20 protein-coding genes and 1 pseudogene are annotated in these 22,688 nt (G+C 67.1%); 17 read left to right on the top strand and 4 right to left on the bottom strand.

Annotation, left to right across the window (positions count from 1 at the left end):
* Nucleotides 1-94 precede the first annotated feature (94 nt).
* On the top strand, nt 95-706 hold the full coding sequence (locus RJT68_RS16280) for an MBL fold metallo-hydrolase (RefSeq protein WP_407037585.1): 612 nt from the start codon (nt 95-97) through the stop codon (nt 704-706).
* Nucleotides 707-835: 129 nt separating this feature from the next.
* Here the strand turns inward: RJT68_RS16280 and RJT68_RS16275 are convergent, their stop codons facing one another.
* Both RJT68_RS16275 and RJT68_RS16270 read right to left on the bottom strand, forming a co-directional pair.
* Nucleotides 836-985: a 50S ribosomal protein L40e gene (locus tag RJT68_RS16275; protein WP_407037584.1), complete on the bottom strand. Its 150-nt coding sequence runs from the start codon at nt 983-985 to the stop codon at nt 836-838.
* A gap of 51 nt (nt 986-1,036) precedes the next feature.
* Nucleotides 1,037-1,537 carry a DUF367 family protein gene (locus RJT68_RS16270; RefSeq protein ID WP_407037583.1) on the bottom strand — a complete coding sequence of 167 codons (501 nt, stop codon included), beginning with the start codon at nt 1,535-1,537 and terminating at the stop codon, nt 1,037-1,039.
* 173 nt (nt 1,538-1,710) lie between these two features.
* Between RJT68_RS16270 and RJT68_RS16265 the strand changes: the two genes are divergently transcribed.
* The 13 genes and pseudogenes from RJT68_RS16265 to RJT68_RS21140 form a co-directional block, all read left to right on the top strand.
* A complete protein-coding gene (locus RJT68_RS16265; protein ID WP_407037582.1) occupies nt 1,711-2,385 on the top strand; it encodes a MaoC family dehydratase in 675 nt (224 codons plus the stop codon).
* 147 nt (nt 2,386-2,532) lie between these two features.
* Complete coding sequence (locus RJT68_RS16260) at nt 2,533-3,912, top strand: 4Fe-4S ferredoxin N-terminal domain-containing protein (protein ID WP_407037581.1); 1,380 nt, start codon at nt 2,533-2,535, stop codon at nt 3,910-3,912.
* Nucleotides 3,913-4,397: 485 nt separating this feature from the next.
* On the top strand, nt 4,398-5,687 hold the full coding sequence (locus RJT68_RS16255; RefSeq protein ID WP_407037580.1) for a DUF7125 family protein: 1,290 nt from the start codon (nt 4,398-4,400) through the stop codon (nt 5,685-5,687).
* 12 nt (nt 5,688-5,699) lie between these two features.
* Nucleotides 5,700-6,860 carry a hypothetical protein gene (locus RJT68_RS16250; RefSeq protein WP_407037579.1) on the top strand — a complete coding sequence of 387 codons (1,161 nt, stop codon included), beginning with the start codon at nt 5,700-5,702 and terminating at the stop codon, nt 6,858-6,860.
* Nucleotides 6,857-8,113, top strand: coding sequence for a TrkA C-terminal domain-containing protein (locus RJT68_RS16245; RefSeq protein WP_407037578.1), 1,257 nt, complete (start codon nt 6,857-6,859; stop codon nt 8,111-8,113). The genes RJT68_RS16250 and RJT68_RS16245 overlap by 4 nt, the downstream gene beginning before the upstream one ends.
* A 33-nt stretch (nt 8,114-8,146) precedes the next feature.
* Entirely contained in the window at nt 8,147-8,539 is a 393-nt protein-coding gene (locus RJT68_RS16240) for a DUF7857 domain-containing protein (RefSeq protein ID WP_407037577.1), read from the top strand.
* Nucleotides 8,536-9,252 carry a MinD/ParA family ATP-binding protein gene (locus RJT68_RS16235; protein ID WP_407037576.1) on the top strand — a complete coding sequence of 239 codons (717 nt, stop codon included), beginning with the start codon at nt 8,536-8,538 and terminating at the stop codon, nt 9,250-9,252. Before RJT68_RS16240 ends, RJT68_RS16235 begins: the two co-directional genes overlap by 4 nt.
* Before the next feature lie 76 nt (nt 9,253-9,328).
* Complete coding sequence (locus RJT68_RS16230; protein ID WP_407037575.1) at nt 9,329-10,384, top strand: ATP-binding protein; 1,056 nt, start codon at nt 9,329-9,331, stop codon at nt 10,382-10,384.
* An 87-nt stretch (nt 10,385-10,471) separates the two neighbouring features.
* Entirely contained in the window at nt 10,472-11,173 is a 702-nt protein-coding gene (locus RJT68_RS16225) for a DUF7310 family coiled-coil domain-containing protein (protein WP_407037574.1), read from the top strand.
* The gene (locus RJT68_RS16220) at nt 11,170-11,637 is read left to right on the top strand and encodes a DUF7311 family protein (protein ID WP_407037573.1); all 468 of its coding nucleotides are present in this window, start codon (nt 11,170-11,172) and stop codon (nt 11,635-11,637) included. Before RJT68_RS16225 ends, RJT68_RS16220 begins: the two co-directional genes overlap by 4 nt.
* Before the next feature lie 69 nt (nt 11,638-11,706).
* The gene (locus RJT68_RS16215; protein ID WP_407037572.1) at nt 11,707-13,626 is read left to right on the top strand and encodes an ATPase, T2SS/T4P/T4SS family; all 1,920 of its coding nucleotides are present in this window, start codon (nt 11,707-11,709) and stop codon (nt 13,624-13,626) included.
* A gap of 5 nt (nt 13,627-13,631) precedes the next feature.
* Nucleotides 13,632-15,362: a type II secretion system F family protein gene (locus tag RJT68_RS16210; protein WP_407037571.1), complete on the top strand. Its 1,731-nt coding sequence runs from the start codon at nt 13,632-13,634 to the stop codon at nt 15,360-15,362.
* Between the two features lie 127 nt (nt 15,363-15,489).
* Nucleotides 15,490-15,942: pseudogene (locus tag RJT68_RS21140) on the top strand (DUF7283 family protein); the annotation flags it as partial.
* 234 nt (nt 15,943-16,176) lie between these two features.
* On the opposite strand, the gene RJT68_RS16205 reads toward RJT68_RS21140, so the two are convergent.
* A complete protein-coding gene (locus RJT68_RS16205) occupies nt 16,177-16,611 on the bottom strand; it encodes a hypothetical protein (RefSeq protein ID WP_407037570.1) in 435 nt (144 codons plus the stop codon).
* A gap of 1 nt (nt 16,612) precedes the next feature.
* Here RJT68_RS16205 and RJT68_RS16200 point away from each other — a divergent pair, with 1 nt between their 5' ends.
* The 3 genes from RJT68_RS16200 to RJT68_RS16190 all read left to right on the top strand — a co-directional run bounded on the left by RJT68_RS16200 (nt 16,613) and on the right by RJT68_RS16190 (nt 21,353).
* Entirely contained in the window at nt 16,613-17,056 is a 444-nt protein-coding gene (locus tag RJT68_RS16200; protein WP_407037569.1) for a DUF7285 family protein, read from the top strand.
* 113 nt (nt 17,057-17,169) lie between these two features.
* The gene (locus RJT68_RS16195; RefSeq protein WP_407037568.1) at nt 17,170-18,192 is read left to right on the top strand and encodes a DUF7284 family protein; all 1,023 of its coding nucleotides are present in this window, start codon (nt 17,170-17,172) and stop codon (nt 18,190-18,192) included.
* A gap of 53 nt (nt 18,193-18,245) precedes the next feature.
* Nucleotides 18,246-21,353 (top strand): DUF7286 family protein, encoded by a 3,108-nt coding sequence (locus RJT68_RS16190; protein WP_407037567.1) that lies wholly within the window; start codon nt 18,246-18,248, stop codon nt 21,351-21,353.
* A 36-nt stretch (nt 21,354-21,389) separates the two neighbouring features.
* On the opposite strand, the gene RJT68_RS16185 is transcribed toward RJT68_RS16190, so the two are convergent.
* The gene (locus RJT68_RS16185) at nt 21,390-22,598 is read right to left on the bottom strand and encodes an outer membrane protein assembly factor BamB family protein (protein WP_407037566.1); all 1,209 of its coding nucleotides are present in this window, start codon (nt 22,596-22,598) and stop codon (nt 21,390-21,392) included.
* Between the last annotated feature and the right edge of the window lie 90 nt (nt 22,599-22,688).

Genomic DNA, 22,688 nt, shown 5'->3' with positions numbered 1-22,688 from the left:
GCCGACGGTGGGCGGTCTCCGAGATTCGCGACGGGACCGCGGGGACGGTACCGTTTTTCCGGTCCGCCCGCGACAGTGTGGGTAGAGGAGAGTCATGACGGTCCACCACGTCACCGAGAACGCGGAGACGTTCACCTGCAACGTATTCCTGGCGACCGACGGCCGACCGACGCTCGTCGACGCCGGCGCGATGGACGGCGTCGTCGAGGAGATCCGCGCCCACACCGACGACCTCGAGGCGGTCGTGCTCACCCACCAGCACGGCGACCACGTCGCCCAGCTCGAGGCCGTCGTCGAGGCGTTCGATTCGGACGTCTACGCCTACGCCGACCACCCGACTCGGACCCACGAACTCGAGGGCGGCGACACGGTCCGAATCGGCGACGAGGAGTTCGACGTCGTCTACACGCCCGGCCACGCCGACGACCACGTCTCGTTCGTCTCCGAGACGACGCTCTACGGCGGCGACGTCGTCGTCCACGACGACGGTGCGTTCGATTACGGCAGCTTCGGCCGAACCGACATGCCCGGCCAGGACCGCGAGACGCTCATCGAGAGCATCGATCGGTTGCTCGAGCGGCTGCCCGACTCCGTCGAGTACATGTACTCTGGACACGGCGGCGTCTTCCACGGGGACGTGCGAGACGTCGTGGAGACGGCGCTCGAGCGGGCTGCGAAGCGAGAGCCGAAGTACCCGGACGAGTGACCGAACGCGGGCACGTCGACGGCGAGAACGTCGCGACCGACTCGTTCCGGGAGCGACTGACGGTGCAGCCGCTCTCGTTCGGTAGGAATCGACTGCCGCTGCGGGCGGAGAAGTCGAGGTCGACGGGCGTTAGGCGGCTCGGGCTTCCTTCGCCTTCGGGCGGAGCTTCGCGTAGCCGCACTTGCGGCAGCGGTCGGCTCGCTTCGGGTTGCGCGCGTTACAGCGCATGCAGATCATCTTCTCGAGCGTCCGTCTTTCCGCGGCGTCGAAACTGGCCATACCTGACGGGTAACCGGTGGCGCCATATAACCGCTGTGATCCGCTGGACGGTCACTCGTCGGCGAGGTAGTCGTCCTGGACCGCGACGACCTCGCTCGAGTCGGCGCACTCGCCGTACCGACGCAGCGGTTCCTCGTTGAGCGTCAGGAACGTCTCGCCCCAGCGGAACGGCTCGAGGAGGTTCTCGGCTTCCTCCCGCTCGCCGAAGATGGAGAGCGCGGCGGCGAGCGCTTCGGCGGTCGTCAGCCGGAACGGGCGGCCGTAGTTGACGGGATTCGCAGCGACGAGGAACGGGAGGGCGCGGTGAACCCCGCGCATCGAGAACGCGGCCTCCTCGGCCGACTCCCACGAGCAATCGAGGGCGACGAGCGTGTCGAGGCCCTCGGCCCTGTCCGCCGGCGAGAGGGCCCGGTCGGCGTGGGGATTCAACACGACCCCGTAGGGCACCGCCCGCATCGACCGGTGGAGGATCGCCCGGTCGAACCGCTCGAGGCGACGGGCGGTACACTTTTCCGGGTCGTCGTCGCCCTCGTAGTAGACGTGGCACTGCACGCGACTCGGTAGGGCCGGCGCGAGGAAAAGCGGTGTGTCTTCCGTCGATACCCACACAGTTTGGCGACGACCCAAAGGAGCAGGAGACGGTATCACACGTATATGCTCCGCGTGCCCAGTCACCGTGCCCCTACACGGCACAGTGTGCGACCGTCCTCGGACCGTGAAGACCAATGAGTAGCGAGGAAACGTCGTTCGACGCCGAACTCGCGCCGTTTCGTCAGTGGACGGACGTCTCACAGCACGCGCTCAACAGCTACGTGGAGGCCAACAACGCCGTCCTGGCCGCGATGGGGCTCCGTCCATCGGGGTCGCGTTCGTCGCCCTCCGCGTCGACGGGGGCGTCGGGGGCGGAGGACCCCGCCCCCGTCGTCGAACTGTCTTTCGGCAACGAGAGCTGGTCGATGGTCCGAAGCAGCGACGAACGGGACGAACTCGAGGTGGGCGACTACGTGCGGTTCAGCAAGCCGATTCGGGAGGCCGACGTCTCCGCGTTCGCCCAGATCACCGGCGACACGAACCGACTCCACCTCGAGGACGAGTTCGCCGAGGAGACGCAATTCGCCGGGCGCATCGTCCACGGAACGCTCGTCGCCGGGACGATCAGCGCCGCGCTCGCCCGACTGCCCGGCCTCACGATCTACCTCTCACAAGACCTCGAGTTCCACGCGCCGGTCGAACTCGACGAGACCGTCACCGCCGAGTGCGAGATCGTCGAGGATCTGGGCAGCGACAGGTACCGACTGCGAACGACGGTGTCGAACGAAGACGATCAGGTCGTTATCGACGGCGAAGCGGTCGTCCTCGTCTCCGAATCGCCGGACTCGTCGGCGTCGTCGGAACGCTGAATGTGTCGTTCCGAAGCATATTATTCCATTAGTTTAGAAATTTGAGTTAAAGCATATCGTTCACTGTTCTTTATGTACATTCAATGCATGTGCTAGGTCAGTGGATGCTCTCATCGAGCACGGATACCACTCGAACGGGATATTAGCATGAGCTCTCCTGATAATACAGATTCACGAGACGACGAGGTGTTCCATCCGCTCGGCGAAACGTGGCAAACAGAGCTGGAGGAGATGCTCGACGACACCGAGTACGACACGCAACTCGGCATCGACATGGCGCGCGACGCCATGCGCGTCACCAAGGGGGAACTCTCGGAGGCCGAGTTTCACGAGAAATACCACGAGGACGTCCTCGAGGAGTTCGACGTGGACGATCGGCCGACGAAGGACGCCTACGAGGCCGCCCAAGACGAGGGAGCTGGGGCGGGTCAGGCGTTCGCCGACGCGCTGAAGAAACTCGGCGGGGACGGCGACGTGGATCGCCGCGAAGCGATGAAGAAGATGGGTGCCGCCGGAGCGGCCGTCGGATTCGGCGCGTGGGCGACGAACGAAGACGCGCGCCCTTCGGTACAGGACGACGCGCCGGTCGACGTCGACGAGGAGGGAGAAAGGCAGTGGGGAATGGTCATCGACCTCGAGCGCTGCGACGGCTGTCTCCAGTGCGTGATCGGCTGTCAGGACGAACACAACTGGGATCCCGGCTCCAACTGGATGTACGTCATGGCCTGGGAGGACGACGAGAATCCCGTCCCGGACGACGCCGCGCCGGGGGAGATGAATTTCCTCGTCCGGCCGTGCCAACACTGTAACGACGCGCCCTGCGAGAAAGTGTGTCCGACGACGGCCCGTCACACGCGAGACTACGACGGTCTCGTTCTCACCGACTACGACGTCTGTATCGGCTGCCGGTACTGCCAGGTCGCGTGTCCGTACGGGGTCAACTACTTCCAGTGGGCCGAACCCGACGTCACCGAAGAGGAGATCCGCGAAGAAAACGAGGACGTGGAGGGCGGCCACCTCAGGGACGCGCGCGACCGACCGGTCAGCAGCCGCGCTCAGCGCGGCACCATGAGCAAGTGTACGTTCTGTCCGACCCGACAGGACGGGTTGAAGGGCGAGGATCAGGTCGGAACGACCGCCTGCGAGGAAGCCTGCGCGGAAGCCGGCATGAACGTCATCCACTTCGGCGACATGAACGATCCGGAGAGCAAGCCGAACCAGTACCTGCAGGCCCGCGAAGAACTGGCGCGCGAGCAGGGCGCGACGTTCGAGGACCGCGACGAGGACTACTTCGAGACCACCACCGAGACCGGCAACCTGTCGACTTTCGCCCTGCTCGAAGATATGGGGACGGATCCGAACATCGTCTACATCGGAAACCAACCGGGTGCGGAGGCGAAACAGACCGACGGACCGGTCGACTACAGCGACCAACCTATGACGGGAATCGGACGCGATGATCAGAACCACGTCGATCGAAAGCAGGACGTCTTAGACGACAAGACCGTCGACGGCGGATTGTACTGACCCCCGTTACCCTGCAGTCGACCCGGCCTCGGCCGATCACTCATCGTCGCTGTTTTCGGCCTTACCGCCGTCACCGTTTTCGGTCTTATCGCCGCTGTCGACCGTCTCGAGCGCCCACGACTTCCGTATCCCCTCCCTTTCACGGATCAACGCCACGACGATTGCACCGGTGCCGCGCCCTCACCCCAGTAGACAGGAGACAACCTCCGACTTCGAGCACGAGCACTCCGTCGACGAGTTCGACCGGATTCGTCGAGTGTAACCCCTCTGGGCCTCGTCGCCTCCTTCGGAGGAGTGCTCCCCCCGTTTTCCGCAGCAGATCGATCCTCGTCTTTTGACCGAAACAGCCGATCATCCCCGCAACGACAGCCGTCGAACCGATGAGAAGTGCGCTCCTCGGTGCCTCCTCACAGGCGTGGTATCACCTCACACTAAAACCGCTGCGCCCGGTCAGGTTTAAAAGGGAAGGCGAACCCAACGGCGGTATGATCGCCATCGCCGGATCGAAAGGCGGCTGCGGGACGTCGACGGTGACCCTCGGTCTCGCGGAAGCGTTCGCCAGAGCGGACACGCCAGCCCTCGCGATCGACGCCGACAGACAGCTTCCGAACCTGCACGTGATGGCGGACGTCGACCGGAAGCCGACGCTCGCCGAACTCGCCAGGGGGATCGACGCACGGGACCTCGCCCAGCCCCACCCGCGAGCGTCGGACGTCGGAATCCTTCCCGCGCCGACGTCCTCCCAGACGTTCGAGTTCGGTACGCTCGGCGAGCACCTCGACGTCGGCGGCGTCCAGGCGCTGATCGACTGTCCGTCCGGTGCGGGTCCGGACGTCGTCGATCCGCTGCGTCAAGCCGACGGCGTCGTCGTGGTCGCCTCGGACGCCGACCGGAGCCTGGCGGCCGCGGAGACGACGATCGAGATGGCCCGCCGGCTCGGCGTCCCGATTTTCGGCGCCGTCCTGAACAAGTGCACCGACGTACCGGAACGGGCGACGCGCTGGGAGGGCGTCCCGCTGCTCGGTTCTCTTCCGGAGCGTCCCTCACCACTGCTGAACGACGAGGTCGAAGTGGCGTTCGACGGAATTCTCGAGCGGCTGGCTTCCCAGTCGCCGGCCGATCGGGCGCCGCCGGCGTACGCCGGCGACCGCCTCCCCACCGGAATCGACGCGCTTGACCGTCACCTCGGCGGCGGCCTCCCGCCGGGAACCGTGGTCGCGCTCGTCGCCGATCCCGCGAGCCAGGCCGAACACGTCCTCTACCGCGCCACCGGCGTTCGCGGAACGCTGTACCTCTCGACCGACCGGTCGCGCGCGACCGTCCGCCGTGCGGTCGAGTCCGCCTCCGCGAGCGCTGGCAATCCCACGATCAGGCGCGTCGTCGGTGAGGGAGCCATCGACGAGGCGATCGATCTGATCGGCAAGCTCCCGAACGCGGCGAACGTCGTCGTCGATCCCGTCGACGAACTCGAGCGACGTGACAGATCCACGTACGTCTCGTTTCTGGACAAACTCGTGGAGCGGATGGCCGAGACCGACGGCGTCGCGATCCTCCACTGCCTCGACGACGGCCCGCCGAACCGATCCGCGACCCTCCGGGCCGCCGACGCCGTCTTCGCACTCGAGGCCGCCGCACCCGGCGTCGGGGCCGACGTCGAACACTCCCTGACGGTGACCAAGTATCGGGCCGAAGCCGGGCTCACCGGGACCGTCGCGCTCGAGTTCGCCGACGACGGCGGCGTGATGCCGGTCGAATCACCGCCGAGGGCCGACTGAGGTGATCCGCGAATGATCGATCTCCCGTACGAATCGCTGATCGGCGTCTCGTACGGCCTCGCGTACGGGTTCGTTGGCGCGACGCTGGTCGGGCTACTCGCGGTCGGCGTCCGTCTCTGGCGGGCTCGTCCGCTCCCCCTCGGCGTCGGCGTTGTAATCGTTGTCCCGCTCGTGATCGGTACCGGGGTCTCCACCGGGATCTTCGACCCGAGCGTCGGCCCCTCCCAGACACTCCGGCTGGTGACTGCGGCCGTCGTCGCGAGCGTCCTCGGCGTCCTCGCGACGAGCTACGGGAACCGAGTCGCGACCGAACTTCCACGCGATCGAGCCCTCCCGATCGTCAGAGGGAACTGCCTCTCGGCCGACGCGATCGACGCCGTCGACGCCGCCGGTCAGGTGACGATCCGACCGACCGGCGCGATCCGCGAGTTCGAGGGCTACCCGCCGCTGGCCCCCACACTCCGGACCGCACTCGAGGACGGCGCCTGGCGCTTCCCGGCGGACCTCCAGCTGTCGGAACTCGAGCGACGCCTCGAGCGCCGACTTCGGAGCGAGTACGCGCTCCCGCGCGTCGACGTTTCGATCGACGGGCGGGGCCAAGCAACGATCGCCGCCGCGCCGCCGGACGAGGGGGTTGCGACGACCCTCTCCGACGACGTACGCGCAGTAACGATATCCGGGCTGCTCCCGATCGGGATCGAACCGGACGACGAGGTCGCGATTGGGGTCGACGGAGAGACTGTTCGGGGGACTGTGCTCGCGACCGGCGGCGAGACAGAATTCCGAGACGTCGACGAGGACGACCTCGCCGAGGCGCTCAACGGGCGATCCGACGACCGCCGGTTCGCAGGCGTCGGCTTCGACGGCGGTCGAGGACGGCTCACGGTCGCGGTTCGAACCGTCGACGCTCGGCGGCTCCTCGAGGAGGAGGCGTGTCGCGTCGCGGTCGTGCCGAGCGGCGACAACCCCGCGCTCGAGGCGGCCACGCTCCTTTCTTCGGCCGAGCGGCCCGTGACGGCGGTCGAGTCTCCCGACGAGTCGATCGATCCGGCCGACATCCTCGGCGTGCGTCGCGACGAGCGATGGCGGTTCGCCGTCGACGGCGAGCGCGATCGCCTTGCGGACGCTGATATGGCGTTCGTGGCCGCTCCGCGCGAGGTGAGCGCCCGATGATCGAGGCCGAGTGGTACGACCTGCTCCGCGAGGCCGCCATCGGCGTCACGGGTTCGACGCTGCTCGCAGCGACCGTCGGCCTGCTCACGGCGGTCGGCTATCGGTGGATGACGACGCGGGCGCCGCCGGCCGGTGCCGCCGCCTTCCTCGGTCTCTCGTTCGTCGCCAGCTACCTGTCGTGGACGATCGTCGCGGCAGGAACGCTCCTCGAGGGCGTCGCCCTCGATCACCACTTCGGCGCTGGCTACCTGCTCGCGACGTTTCTGCTCGCCGGGATCGTCTCCGCCGCCTGCGGTCGGCTTGGCGATCGGATCGCCCTGCAGGTTACCGGCCTGTCGCGCATCGAGACCAGGGGCGAAGCGGCGGCAACCGTCCGATCCGCCCGCCTCGCCGTCGACGTGACGCTCCCCGACCGAGTCGAGGACGCGGAGGGATACCGCCCAGTCGAACCGTCGGTGAGACGGGCCCTCTCGGCATCGACGGTCAGACTTCCACACGGCCTCTCGCCGTCCGAGCGCGGCGAGCGGATCGAACGCCACCTCGAGCGCGAGTACGACGTCGGGTACGCGGACGTTCGAATGGCCGACGATGGGACCGTCGACCGCGTCCTCGTCGGCCGTCGCGCCTCGGGGCTGGGCTCGATGCTTCCACCCAACGCGGTCGCCGTGGCGATTCGAGCCGATCCGTCTCCGAACGCGTGTCCCGGCGATCCAGTCGAAATCCGATCGGCCCAGGAGCACGACCGTGGACGGCTGGTCGCCACTGGTACGCTTCGGACGGCGAACGGCTCAGTAGCCACCGTGATCGTCGACGCCGAACGGGCCGCCGACCTTTCGCCAGACGGCCGCTACCGGCTGGTAACGCACCCGGACGAACCGTCCGACGGCTACGAGTTCGTCTCCACGTTGCGGACCGTTGACGAGACGGTGACCGCGTTCGCCGTCGAGACCGACGGACCGCTCGCCGGCGAGTTCGTCGGCTGGCTTCCCGGCCGCGTCCTCGTCGTCGTTCGAGACGGCGACGCAGTCCCGATGCCGGACGACAGCGAGACGCTTCGCGCGGGCGACGAACTCTGGGTACTCGCGTCGCCCGATGCGTTGACCGCCTTCGTGTCAGCCAACGACGGCGCTACGGTCGATATCGGCACCGACGAGGAAGAGGAACCAGTCGACGACCGCACCGGCAGCAGTCGAGGGTACGACAGCACCGAACCTCCAGCGGACGTCGACGAGTGCTCGGCTGAACCTGCGTAGCGACCCGAACGTGATTTCGATGAGAGCAGTACCATGGTAACGGTCGAATCGAACGCGAACCGAACGAACGGAATCACGACGGTGCGAACGGTGATCACGAACACGCGGTCGACGCCACAGCGGGTTCGCCTTCGCAGCCGTCTCGAGGGGCCGGTGTGGCCGCCACGGCGATCCGGCGTCCTCGATCCGCGCTGGGAGGTGTCGGAGACCGGAGCCGAGACGGAGGCCGTCTGGCAGGCGACGATCCGTCCTGGGCGAAGCCGCGGCGTCGGCTTCTCGAGTCCGGCCCCGCCGACCGATCCTCCCGTAGCGGTCGTTTCGAGCGACCGGCACGAGGGGGACGAGTCCGCCCGCTCGTCCGACGAGGTGCTCGCCGACCTCGACGGCTGGCGTCCCGCAAGCGAGGTGCTCGAGTACGACCCATGATCGTCGCCGTCGCCGGTGGGAAGGGCGGTGTCGGGAAGACGACCACCTCGTGGAACCTCGGTCGCGAACTCGACGCCATCGTCGTCGACGCCGATCTCGCGACCGCGGACCTGCCGCCCGGGACCGGCCCCGACCTCCACGACGTCCTCGCCGGACGCGTCGATCCCGTCGACGCCGTCGACGAGATCGGTCCAGTCACCCTGCTTCCCTGCGGCCGGACGCTCTCCGGCGCCCGCGCGTCGACCCTCGAGTCGTTCGGACCCGTGCTCGAGCGACTCGAGCGGACGTGGGGATGCGTCGTCGTCGATTGTCCCGCGGGACTCGCCCGTGACGTGGGCGTGCAGCTCCACAGCGCCGATCTCGTCGTACTCGTGACCACGCCCGGCAGACCGGCACTGGTCGACGCGTTCCGTACGTACGGCCTCACCGAAGCGCTCGAAACGCCGGTCGGTGCAGCCGTGTTGAACGTGGCCGATCGCGACCGCCACGCCGAACTCGCCGACCGGCTCGGTCGGGCGCTCGGCGTCGAGACGACGCTCGTAGAACGGCAGGACGCGCTGGCCGAGGCCCAGTCGCGGTGGACGCCGGTCCGCGATCACGATCCGGACGCCCAGGCGCTCGAGGCGTTCGAGTCGGTCGCGAGTCGACTCGAGCGCTCGTGGCGGCGTCTTTCGGGCCGTCAGTTTCGCGGACCGAACGCGATGAAGGGGTAGCAATGCGGTCGAGCGGGGTGAACGCGGTTGATCGAGGGGCGAACCTTCAAATCGGATGGGGCGAGCAAGTCGACCCATGCGTTTCGTCATCGGACGCGGATCAGGCGCCGAGGCCGAGCAAGCGGGCTACCTCGGCCGGTACCGCGCGCTCGACGGAAGCGAGGGTGCGGCGTTGTACGTCGACCTCGACGGTCCCCACGCGATGTTGATCGTGGGAAAACGGGGGTACGGAAAGTCGTACACGCTTGGCGTCGTCGCCGAGGAACTCGCTCGAGCGCCGGGCGTCGCGCCCGTGTTAATCGATCCTATGGGCGTCTTTTCGACGCTCGACGCCCCCGTAGAGGGCGACCCCGTCCCCGTCGAGGTCGTCGACGAGCCAGCGATCTCCGCCGACGCGCTCGACCCTAGATCGTGGTGTTCGCTCCTGGGACTCTCCCCCGAGAGCGGGGCCGGCGGGCTCGTCTGGCGGGCCGCTCAGGAGGCGCGGACGCTCGAGGGGATGCGTCGACGCGTCGAGACGGCCGACGCCCCGGGAGTCGACGTGCGCGCTGCGATCAACCACGTGGATCTCGCCGACTCGTGGGGCGTATTCGATCCCGACGGACTCGAGGCGGCGGACCTCGGGGGATCGAAGATCACCGTTCTGGACGTCTCGGGATTCGACGCCGCGCCGATGAACGCCGTCTGTCGGGGCGTCGGCGAGGCGCTCTACCGCGCGCGGATCGACGGAACGATCGACCGCCTCCCGTGGCTGTTGATCGACGAGGCCCACACGTTCTTCGACGGCGTCGCGGAGTCCGCCCTTCGAACGATTCTCTCGCGCGGGCGAGCACCCGGCGTCAGCCTCGTCCTGGCGACCCAGCGGCCGAGCGCCGTCTCCGAGACCGCGATCTCCCAGTCCGACGTGCTGGTCTCCCACCGGCTGACCGCGGAGGTCGACATCGCCGCCCTGAACGCCGCCCGGCCGACGTATCTGAACCAGCCCCTCGACGAGCGGCTCCCGACCGAACCCGGCGAGGTGGTCGTGATCGACGACGCGACGGAGACGATCCACGTCGCACGAATCCGACATCGAGACACGCCCCACGGCGGCGATAGCCCGAGCGCCCGGGAGGTGGCGGACGTCGGCTGACGATTTCGGCCGCCGATTCCGGAACCGGACCCCCTCACAGCAACTCCCGCGTTCGAGTTTAAATTCGATCGGGCGGAACGGACGGGTATGACCGACATCGATCGTCTCGATCGACGCCTCGCCGCCGTCGAACGCGTCGTCGTCGACGGCGACGTGGCGCTCGACGAACTGGGTCAGCTGACGTCGCTCACAGAGACCGTCGCCGACCTCGAGACCCGGGGCGACGAACACGAACGGCGCCTCGCCGACCTCGAGGCGGCCGTCCAGTCGATCGAGGGCTACGTCGGCACCGTCGAGTCGATCAACGACGGCGTCGAACGACGGGCGGCCTCGGCCGTCGCGACCGTCGACCGCCTCGAGCGACGGGTGGAAGCCCTCGAGACCGACGTTGCCGATCTCGAGGGCGGAATCCTCGAGGCGGACTCGCCGTCCGACGAGGCGGATGCCGACGGAGACGGATTCGACGGCGACACCGAGGACGACGCGTCAGAAACGGCCGGCGAGTCGACCGACGACGTCGGTGCGTTCGAGTTCGGCTTCGACGACGAATCGACCCCGGAGCGATCGGTTCGGAACCTCGTCGAGGGCGACGGCGGATCCCGTCCGATCGCTGCCGATGGTGCCGATCACCGGGCTTCCTCCGCGAACCAGACGGCCGTTGACTCCGCCGTGGACGACGGGGTCGCGTCGGCGACGGACGACGGGGCAGTGGATCGAGGGCTCGGGTCCGAAGACCACCACTCCGACGAGGAGGGGTTGCTGGCGTCGCTACGCGCCCGGTTCGCATGATCCGATACGTGCTGGCGGCACTCCTGACCGTGGCGATCCTGGGGCTGGCCGGCGCGGCGATCGACGCCGGTGCGAGCGACACCACCGAGCGGGACCTCCACCGCGGAATCGCGGACGTCGAGGAGGCGGCGGTGGAGTTAGCCGAGTACGAGGAACTCACCCCGCCTGGCCACCCCGATCCCCAGCGCGTCGTCGAGTTCTCGATTCCGGGCCGCTCGCTCATCACCGAGGGCGTCTCGCACCTCGAGATCGAACCGGTCGCCGACGCCGACGCGAGCATCGCCAGGTACGTCCTGGACGACGGAACGACCGATCGGGAGGTGATCGAGCAGCGCATCGTCTACCGCGATCCCACCGACGACCGGTCGACGGAGATCGAGGGGAGCGGAACGCGGACGCTCCGGCTCGTCCTCGTGCCGGACGAAAACGGCGACCCAGTCGTAGTTGCCGAGCCGTCTGCGTGACCGTCGGCCCCGGACCCGACACCGATTCCCCCGTTCAGGTTTAAATCGGATGGCGATTCCAGAGGCGGTATGCCATCAGAAGTGACCGGCCGGACGGTTCGGACACTCCTCGCGGAGGTCGGCCTCGGCGAGCTGTTCGACGACGAGGTGTCCGGCGGCCCCTGTGCCTGCGAGCTGACGGTCGAGGATCGGACGCTCGTGGTGAACGCCTCGGCGTGTGACGGGGATCTCGCGGCGGCCCCGGATTGCCGTCGAACGGTCGTCGAGGCGCTCGCCGAACGCGAAGCGGAGGCGATCGTCGTCCTCGCCGACGGGTTGAAGCGCCGGTACGACGAGGCTGGAACCGGATTTCTCGGCGCCGCGGGTCGGTTCATCGAACTGCTCGGCACCCGCGATGCGGTGCTCGCGCGCGAGGTCGCCCACGATCCGATCGGAGCCGTAGACGGGCTCGAGACGCGTGTCGACGCCATCGGCGACATAGCCATCGAGTCCGGGTTGCTGTCGGCCGTCGCCGACGTCGATTCGTACGCGGACGTCCTCTCCCCCCGCGTCGGCCTCGAGATCGCGTACTACTACGTCGACCGATCGATCGGCGGGGCCGCCAGGTTGGCGGACGTCCGCGACCTCGAGACCGGGAGCACGGCGCGCATCTACGAGCGCGAGGATCGACTGCCGCTGTACGCCCTCGACGCCGTCGACCTCTCGCTGTCGCCGGCCGAGCGCCGACTGGTCGTCGACGGCTACGAAGCGATCGCCGAAGGATGGGTCGAGGGCGACCGCGCCCCCTCGCGGGCGATCGAATTCGTCTCCGACGAACCGGTCGATCCGACGCTGACGACGGTCCTCGAGAAACACACCGAGGGGTACGGCGTCCTCGAGGACCTGTTCGCCGACCCCGAGGTGACCGACGCCTACGTCACGTCGCCGGTGACGGCGAACCCACTCCGGGTCGAACTCGACGGGGTGGCGATGGAGACGAACGTCCACCTCACCGAAACGGGGGCGAAGGCGTTGGCCTCGCGGGTCAGACGGACGAGCGGCCGGGCGTTCTCGCGGGCGAAGCCGACGATCGACGCGACGGCGTCGCTGACCAACGGACGGGGGCTTCGGATCGCCGGCGTCACCGATCCGGTGGCGGACGGCATCGGCTTCGCGTTCCGCGAACGGTCCGACGATCGGTTTACGCTGCCGGGACTCGTCGCCAACGGAACGATGCCACCGGCGGTCGCGGGCTTCCTCTCGACGGCCGTCGAGCGCAACGCGGCGACGCTGATCGCCGGCACCCGCGGGTCGGGGAAGACGACGCTGCTCGGGACGCTGCTCTACGAGGTGACCCCTGACACCCGGACGGTGATCATCGAGGACACCCCAGAACTCCCGGTCGGGCCGCTGCAGTCGGTCGGACGCGACGTGCAGGCGCTCCGGACGAGCACCGGCGACGGGCCGGAGATCCCGCCCGCGGACGCGCTGCGAACGGCCCTCCGACTGGGCGACGGGGCGCTCGTGGTGGGCGAGATCCGCGGCGAGGAGGCGCGCGTACTCTACGAAGCGATGCGCGTCGGCGCGAACGCGAACGCGGTGCTGGGAACGATCCACGGCGACGGCGCCGCGGACGTCTACGAGCGAGTGGTCTCCGATCTGAAGGTCGAGCCGTCGTCGTTCGGCGCGACCGACCTGGTCGTCACGGTTCAGACGTACCGAACGCCGGCGGGTCGAAGCCGCCGCGTCGCCCGCGTCGAGGAGGTTCTCGGTAGCGGTGACGACGTCTGGTTCGAGCCGCTCTACGAACTCGACGGAGCCGAGGCCGCGTCGACGGGTCGCATCGATCGGGGGGAGAGTCGCTTCGTGAACGCGATGGCCGGTCCGACAGAGGAGTACGCCGACGTCCGGCGAGCGATCGCGAATCGAACCGACGTCGTGGCGACGCTGGCCGAGGACGGGCGCGTCTCGCCGGCCGAGGTCGCCGCAGCGTACGCCGATCGACGGTGAGAGCTGTGACGGTATACGCGACCCTCGTCACCGGTCTCGCCGGGCTCTACCCCTACGAGGTGGATACGAGCGACGACCTCGTCGATTCGGTTCGGTTCATCGATGCCCCGTACGACGCCGAGACCGTCGTCAGGGCGGGGTACGGCGCCGGGGTGCTCGGCGCGCTCGTGCCGCTGCCCCTGGCGCTGTTCGACGTGCCGATCCTCTTCGTCGGCGCCCTCGCGCTTACGGCCTCGCTCGCGTCGATCCACGGCGTGCACTCGTGGCCCCACCTCGCGGCGGCGTTCCGTCGAACCGAGGCGCTTGGCGACACGCCCAACCTCATCGGCCGCGCGGTGTTGCGCATGCAGATCCACCCGTCGCTCGAGAACGCGGTGCGGTTCGCCGCACGGACCGGTGACGGGCCGCTGTCCCGGAGTCTGGAGTCGCACGCCACCCGATCGAAGGGGACGCCCCACGCCGGCTTACTCTCGTTCGCCGAAGAGTGGTCGACGCACTTCCCGGCCCTCCGACGGTCGTCGACGTTGCTGGTGACCGCCCAGGACGCGCCGGAGGGTGAGCGCGGACGAACGCTCGACCGGTCGCTGTCGGCCATCCTCGACGGGACGCGGAGTCAGATGGCGGCGTTTACGACGTCGATCCGAGCGCCGACGACGATCCTGTTCGCGTTCGGCATCCTGTTGCCGCTGGCGCTCGTGGCGCTCGTCCCCGCCGCGCCGATGGCCGGGATCAGCCTCAACATCTGGCTGGTCGTGATCGTATACGACGTCGTTCTGCCGACTGCGCTGGTCGGCGCCTCGCTGTGGCTGCTCGTACGTCGGCCGGTCGCGTTCCCGCCGCCGAAGATCGATCGGAATCATCCGGAGCTACCCGATCGGTTGTGGTTGCGCGCCGGGTGGGGACTGCTCGCCGGCGCGTTCACGTACGCCGTCGTCGAAGCGGTCGGGCCGACGTACCTCTCCGGGGTCGCCGCGTGCGGCATCGGCGTCGGGACCGCGATGCTCGCTGTGTTCAGCCCCATCCTCGCGGTGCGCCGCTTCGTCCGCGACGTCGAGGAGCACCTGACCGACGCGCTGTACATCGTCGGCCGACAGGTGGCCGAGGGGGAGTCCGTCGAATCGGCGATCGACCTCGCCGCCGACCGCGTTCCCGCCGCGACCGGCGAGGTGTTCGGCCGGGCGGCAGGCGTCCAGCGCAGGCTCCATACGAGCATCGAGGAGGCGTTCCTCGGAACGTACGGGGCGCTCCGCGACGTTCCCAGCCAGCGGGCCCACAGCATGGCTACGCTACTCGCTATCGCCGGCGACGAGGGGAAGCCGGCCGGCCGAGCGATCGTTTCGATGGCCGACCATCTGGAGGAACTCGAGGAGGTCGAGGCGGAGACGAACCGAGCGCTGCTGCAGGTAACGAGCACGCTCGACAACACGGCGGCCTACTTCGGCCCGTTGGTCGGCGGCGCGACCGTCGGCATGGCGGACATGCTCACCGCGGAGAATCTCGACGCCGTCGATGGGATGTCGGAGGCAGCCACGCTCGCGACCGCAGAACTGGGCGTCGTGGTCGCGGTCTACCTGATCGTACTGGCGTTCATCGTGACGCCGCTGTCCTACGCACTCCGCTACGGGATGGACCGGACCCTGTTCGGCTACCACGTCGGCCGAACGCTGGTCTCGTCGATGGCCATCTACGTGCTGACGGTGGCCCTGATCGACGTCGTCCTGGTGAATCCGAGTTGACCAGGAGGCGCAGTTCGATCGAACCGAACCTCATCGCCGTTCGACCCGGGATGCCCGTCGCGGACGCCGCTTTGTCACGCTCTCGTTCGCATTTTGAGTTTAAATATGAACGCGAACCAGATCCGGTATGGATCTCGAAGCCCCGGCTGACGCGTGGTACGTGTACGTGGCGGTGGCGATCGTCAGCGTGGCGCTCGGGGGACTCGCGCTCGGTGTGTCGATGGGGCCGCCGCCTGACGCCGACGCGGCGGCGAACGCGATCGAGGGCGTGACGGGGAGCGAGCACCCCGGCAGCGCGTCGTACGAACACGACGCGGAGACGGTGACGATCGATCGGAAGACGATCACGATGGAAAACGAACACGGAACCTCCCACGCCAGCGTTTCCTACGGAACCGTCGTCCCGGTAAACGGATACGAGCGACTCGAGGAGCTGACCTACGGCGCGTCGGTCGACGAGGTGTTCGCGGCCGAACAGGCGGATCCCCACACCGACGCGTCCGCCGAGTTCTTCGAACTGGTCGACTCCGCCGACGAGGAAAACAGCGGCTCGGAGCTATCCGCCGACGGCGAGCTCCGCGCTCGGACGATCGCGATCGACGAAGATTCGACGATGACGGCGTCGGTGCGGACCGGACGCGACGGAGAGGTCGCCGACGCAATCGAATCCGAGTTCGATACCGACGGCGACATCCCCAACCACGTGACGCTAAAACTGGAGGGGGACGGAACCAGGGGAACGCACGTCGACATCGAGTCGACGCCGATCGAGGAGACGGTCGACGAACCGCCGTCGGGCATCCTCGAGACCGTGCTACGCGCGCTCGAGGACGCGCACGACTGGGTGAAAAGCTCGTTCTGCGGCGACGGGAACCCGTTCTGTGACGAAGGCGATGATCCGGAACCCGACATCGTGACGTCTCACTCGGAGTACGTCTCGCCCGAACCCGGCGACGGACCCACGATCAGACGGTTCGACCTCCTCGATGAACTCGACGAACCCGAGGACGCAGACGAGTTCGACGAGGTGTGGTTGGGGACGTACGACCTCGAGGTCGAACTTCGAAATCCGACCCTCGATTGCGAGGCGCGGATCACCGAGTCCCAGAAGGGAGAGTGGGTCACCCTGTGCGGACCCGATCTGACGCTCGAGGACTTCGACGACCCGCACTGGCACGACCAGCGCGGAGGTGTTCACTATGTCACGCTCGTCACGGTCAAGGGGACAGACCGACCCGCTCGCGGCCATCGTGGCCGTCTCGATGCTCGTTCTCGGCATCGGAATCTACGCCGTGTACGCACAGGGCGTGCTTCCGGGCGCCAGCGGTTCGGCGACCGCGGACACGACGATCGGTCTCGTCTGGGACGACCTGGAGGAGGACGGCGTCTTCCACGCCTACGGTGGCGCCGACGATATCGAGGGCCTCGTCGACGTGGACGCGCTTCCTGCGGGGTCGACGGTTCACGTGAACGTGACCGCGATCGACGGCGGCAAGGATCGATCCGTCGCCGAGGCCGCGTTCCCGAAGGGATACCCCGACGAGACGACCGACGCCGACCTCCGCGAACTCGACCGGGACATCGAAGACGAAGGGCCCCCGTCGGACGCGTCCGTCGCGACGCGATCGATTCCGGTGGCCGTGGATAGCGAGGCCGACGTCCGGTCCGGAACGCTCCGGGTGGCGGTGTGGTGAGTTCGATGTCGCCGACACCCGCGACGCCAACGATGGGGATGGGTCCACCAACGAGATCGAGAACGAATCACGAGCGCCGTCGTTACGGTCGCGACCGGGCCGTTTCGACGGTGATGGACGTCGCGCTCGCACTGTTGCTTATCAGCGCGACCGTGTTGCTGATCGGGATCTACCTCAACGACGATGACGAATCGATCGACGGCGATCGGGGCGACGAAGCGCTCCAGACGCTGTCCGGCTCGACGGTGACGATAACCTACGACCTGCGCGCGCCCGACGAGACCGGGCGCGCCGCCGTCGATAGCGCCAACTTCGATTCGCCCGAGAATTTCGAGCCCGACGATGTCCCCGACCTGTACCAGATCACCACGTACGGGTCGGCGCTGGACCTGCTCGGTGAGGCGGCCATGGCGAACCTCGAGATCGGCGCTACTGGGCTCTTCGCGTACGGGCACGACGTCGAACGTTCGGTCGACGGGGCGATCCGGAGTCGATTGATCGGAAGCGAGGGAAACGTCTACGCGATCGCGACCTGGGAACCGTACGAAGGGGCTTCGACCACCGGGTCCGCCACCGCCGGCGATCGTCCCCCGGACGACGTCGACACCTCGAGCGCGACGACGGACCTCTCGGGAACCGTTCCGTCGATCGACGCGGAGACGCTCGCCGAGGCCTTCGACGAGGGCGAACGCGGGTCGACCCGTCGGAGCGGCGTCGACGACGGCTTCGACAGGGTCGGCGTGCACGTTGCCGAGGCGATACTCGAGGCGTACTTCCCGCCGGACCGGACGCAGTACGCGCTCGAGTCGTCGCTCACCGAGAACGCGGCTACGGTGTACAACTACCGTCAACTGGCCGACGTCGTGGACGTCGACGTCGACGAGCACGTCACCGGCTCCAATCCAGACGCGGTCGAAGCGAACGAAGCTCTCCGGGGCGATCCCGGAGACGAGGACGGACTCGCGGCCGTGATCGCCGACGATCTGCGCGATAGTTCGCCCGGCCAGCGGATCCGGGAGACGTACGACGAGTTCGACGACTCACCAACGACGGCCGAACTGACCTCCCTCGAGTCGGTCTTCGAGGAGGAACTCTCGACCGACAGGATCGAGGTCACGGTACAGACGTGGGATTGACGATCGAATCGACCGACGACCGTTGGAACCCGATCACACGACGCATTCGAGATATGACACGACGAACCCGAACCGACCGGACGATCACGCTGGCCGACGACGATCGCGCGCGCATCCCGTTCGCGATGATCGCGGTGTTACTGCTCGTCGCGAGCGTCGGAACCATCGCCGTCCTCGAACAGCGAGCCGACCCGACGATCGATCGCGACGCACAGGTTGTGATGGATCGAACCGAAACCGCGGTCCAGAGCGAGTTTCGAACAGCGGTGCTCGACGCAACCCACCGGGCGGGCGCGGCACCGATCAACACCACGGCGGGGGCCAACGTCTCCGCGTTCTCCACCGAAACCGATCGGACGGACGCGTTTCGAACCTACGTTAAGCTCCTCGTCTACCTCGAGGCCGTCGATCGTCTGCCCGCTGCCGGACAGTCGATCGACGCGGAGACCGAGTCGACGGTGTCGATACCGCCGGTCGCGACGGATCCCGGTCCCGGTGAGGTCAGCCCGGCGGAGGCCATCGACGCGGTCGAACTCGAGATCGGTCACTTCGATCCGGACGTCGAACGGGGCGTGATCGATGCGACGGTCCACGGCGCGGAAATCGACGCAGAAGCCGGCGGCGAGGACCTCCCGACGGAGACCCGCTCCATCAGCGTCAGCGTCGGATCGCCGATATTCGAGTTGAACGATCGGATGCACGAGTACGAAGCGGAGCTCAACAGGGGCTTTTTCGAAGGCGACGGCGTGCCGAACCCGGCGGACCTCGAGGGATTGGGACAGGAACTTGCAGCCCGACTGTACCCGATCGCGTACATGAAGGCCGGGTGGGTTCGGTTCGGTCAGGAGACCGCGAGACCCGACGATCACGCGTTCGAGGAGTTGATCGACACGGACCACGCCGAAGTTCTGGCCAATCACGCCATCTTCTCGGTCCAAGAGGACGTCTTCGGGACGCGGGACCCGTACGCCGACCGGACGATGCGCCCGCAGCACCTCTGTATGAGCCTCGACCTCGTCGAGGAGTTCCGCGACGTCGAACGCAGTGCCGATCCGGACGGTACCGACCCGAGCGAGAACGTCACCTCGTCTGCGAACCTCGAGGACGCCGGCGAGACCCTGCGACGGAACGAATCGAACGAGACGGTGATCCCGACCGACGACGAAGTCAACGTCAAAGAGGAGGTCTGCGGCGACGGCGGCGTCATCAACGACTGGATCTTCGGCGACGAAGCCACGGGTGAACTTCCCGACGTGCCGCCGCTGTCGGAACTGCTCCAGGACGGCGTCGACAGCATGAGCGCCGCCGACCAGGAACTTGCGCTTCCGGTCGAACTGGTCGCCGAACTCTCCTACACCGAGTATCACGTCGACAGGACGGAGAACGTCGTCGACCTGCTCGAGGAGGACGCTGCGGAGATGCGCGCGGACATCGAGAAGTACGGCATGGCCGACGGCGACTTCTCGAGCGTCGTCGACGCGGCCGAGGACGAATCGTACGACGCGAGTCCGAGCGACATCCGCGATGAACTCTACGAGATCGACGTACAGACCGCGCAAACGTCGTCGTCCGACCCGTTACCGACGCCCGGAACGCCGGATTCCGCCGGCGCGTACGAGCGCGATTACGGTAACGACTCGCGACGGGTCGTCGACGCCGACGTCGGCGTCAGCGACGTCGAGCACGCGTCGATCCCGGACGGCGACGGCTACGATCGCCCGATCCACGAGATCAGCGCCGAGGGAACCGCCGACGTGACCGTCGTCCACGGGTGGAAGGCGAAGAACGAGACCGAAACCAGCCCGGACTACACGACGACGCGAGCGACCGAGTCCGTCGACGTCGAGGTGCACACGACGATCAACGGCGAGTACGGCTTCTCCGCCGGCGGGGAGTACTACGCCACGAGCGACGAGTTCGCGGTCGACCCGGGCCCCATCGAGACCGATTACGGGTCGGATCCCGACGCCGCGACCTTCGAGGCGGGCTTCGAAGCCGCACTCCTCGAGGCGACGGCCGCCGAGAGCGCGTCCGGCGTCGAGCGCGACGTCGCGACCGCGATGGAATCGGCCCTCCGGCGCAGTTCGCCCGAGGCGCTCGAGCGATCCGCCGAGGACGCGATCGTCGAAGACCCGTCGTTCACCCTCGAGTCGGACGCCGTGATCCCCGGCGAGCGCGACGCCGTGACGCGGGCGCTGACCGACGAACTCGAGGTCGTCCACGAGGAGTTTCTCGAGGGATGGGCGGCCGACCCGCTGCGGGTCTCGATGGGCGAGTTGACCGACGACGAGACGCCCCCAGCGAAGGCGATCGACCACATTCGGACCGAGTTCGAGCCCCGTCTCGTCGAGGACGGCCCCTACGAGACGCCGGAGGAAAAAGCCAGGATGCAACTTCGCAAGGCGTACTTCGATCGCATCTACTACTGGCTCGAGTTGTTCGACGAACACTACGGCGAGGAACTGGACGGCGTCAACGACCGGATCGACGACTTCGGCGACGACGCCGGATTCGATCACCTCGACGACGTGCTCGACTTCGTGCAGGGGTTCGCCAACGCGGAGTTCGATCCAGACCCGGTCGATCTCGAGGGATCGCCGGTGCTCGACGACGCGCAGTACGAGGTGTCGGGCGCGCCGACGTACCTGCCGTCGGTTTCGATCGACAGCGATCGCGAGCCGGCGATCCGACCCGAGAACGCGACGATCACGGAGACGGATTCGGACGTCCACCACGACGCCCTGTCGATTCGGACGCACAACCGGGCGCCGTGGCCCGGCATTCCGGTCGTGTTCGTCGCCCCGAGCCAGTGGTACGCGACGGTCAACTCGTGGTCCGTCGACGTCGCGGGGGAGTACGCCCGCCTCGAGGTGAGTTCGACGATCGGCGATCCGTCAGACAGCGGTCGGCTCACCTACGTCGCCGAACACAGTCCCGTGGACGTCGAACTCTCCGACGGGAGCGTGATCCGGGTGGGGAAGAACGAGGCGGTCGACTTCGAGACGTCGACCGAAGTGGTCGTGGTCATGCCCGGGTCGGTCGTCCAGAAGGGTGGGCCGGTGCCGGCCGTGTCAGATGGTGATTTTATCGCTACAGGAACCAATTTTTGTTCAGAAACATGGAAAGAGGTTGGCCCCGAGGCGAGTTCCGAAAGTTGCTAGAATATCATAAATACACTTGATAGAGGAGAATTTGAATTACCCAAACGCAACTAAACCATTATCGTCCTCTGGGATGATTATTATGTCATTCAAGATAAGCGGAAAGTGGAAGTCTGTTCGCTCAGGTGCTTGTTTTTCCCAATGAACCTCGCCGGTCTTCACGCCCACTGCCAACAATTCGTGTGGATCTAGCACTCCAGCAGAAGTTATTGAGTAACCAACTTCACCAGCTATTATAAAAGGAGTATCAGCACTCAAATCGGGATCCCATTCGCTGGGTTCCTTACCTGTCTCGAGATCGTAAGCCAACGAGCCTCGTTGGAGATACGCAGTGTCATCGTAAACGGTTGGTCGGGTCCACGACGCGTGCTCGAGTTCGGCGGCGTTAGTCAATTCACCACTCGAACCGTCGATCGATAGCACAGCATCATCGTTGACCGTATACACCGTTCCATCAATTACTGGGAACGTTCTCGTGACGCGATCGTCGACCCACTGTTGGCCGTGGTGAATATCGTGTTCCCACAGATCATCACCAGAGTTTCGATCGTATCCCGCCATGACGAAATCGTCCTCGTCCGGATCCGGTCGTGAACGGACGTAGACGTGCTCGTCGTCGACCGCGAGGGACTGGACGGTGGCCTCCGTCTCGAACTCGAGGAGATCCTCCCCGTCCACGTCGTAGGCGATGACGCGGTCCTCGAAGCCTGCGTAGAGCGTTCCGTCGTAGATTCGGAGGCTTTCGACGCCGCCCTCGTACTCGCTGGTCCAGCGGACGTCGCCCCCGTGCTCTAGGGCTTCGACGCTGTCGCCGGCGACGAAGACCCCTTCCGCCGCTGCGGCGGGGGCCCTCCGCCGGCCGGTTTCGTGGTGCCAGAGCGGTTCGCCCTCGTCGGTGAGGTCGACGGCGGTGTAGATTCCGTCCCCGTGGCCGACGTAGGCCGTGTCGTTGTACACGACCGGCGGCGCGACGTTTCCCTCGAGGTCGGCGGTCCAGAGGACCTCGGGTTTCTCGTCGGTCTCGAGCCCGTCGTGGGGGACGGTGAGGGTGTTCGCGGCGTCGTAGTGGATCATCGGCCAGGGACCGAAGTCGCTCCCGTCGTCGGTGACGCCCGGGTCGTCACTGGGCTCGGTACCGTCGTCGTCCGACGTTTCGTCTGTGCAACCGGCGAGCGCGGCCAGGCCGACGGCTGTGCCGACGCAGGTCGAAAGCCACCGACGGCGAGGTAGTTTCCGCTGTATCATCAGATGTAATATTACAATACGTAGATAATGAATTATTCGGAAATAAGGTTGTGATATCCAGCGCCGGGCGAAAATCCACTCGCGCAGTCG

The sequence above is a fragment of the Halovalidus salilacus genome, from assembly GCF_031852275.1.
In the GTDB taxonomy this organism is placed as follows: Archaea; Halobacteriota; Halobacteria; order Halobacteriales; family Natrialbaceae; genus Halovalidus; species Halovalidus salilacus.
This window is presented reverse-complemented; position numbering and strand designations above follow the sequence as displayed.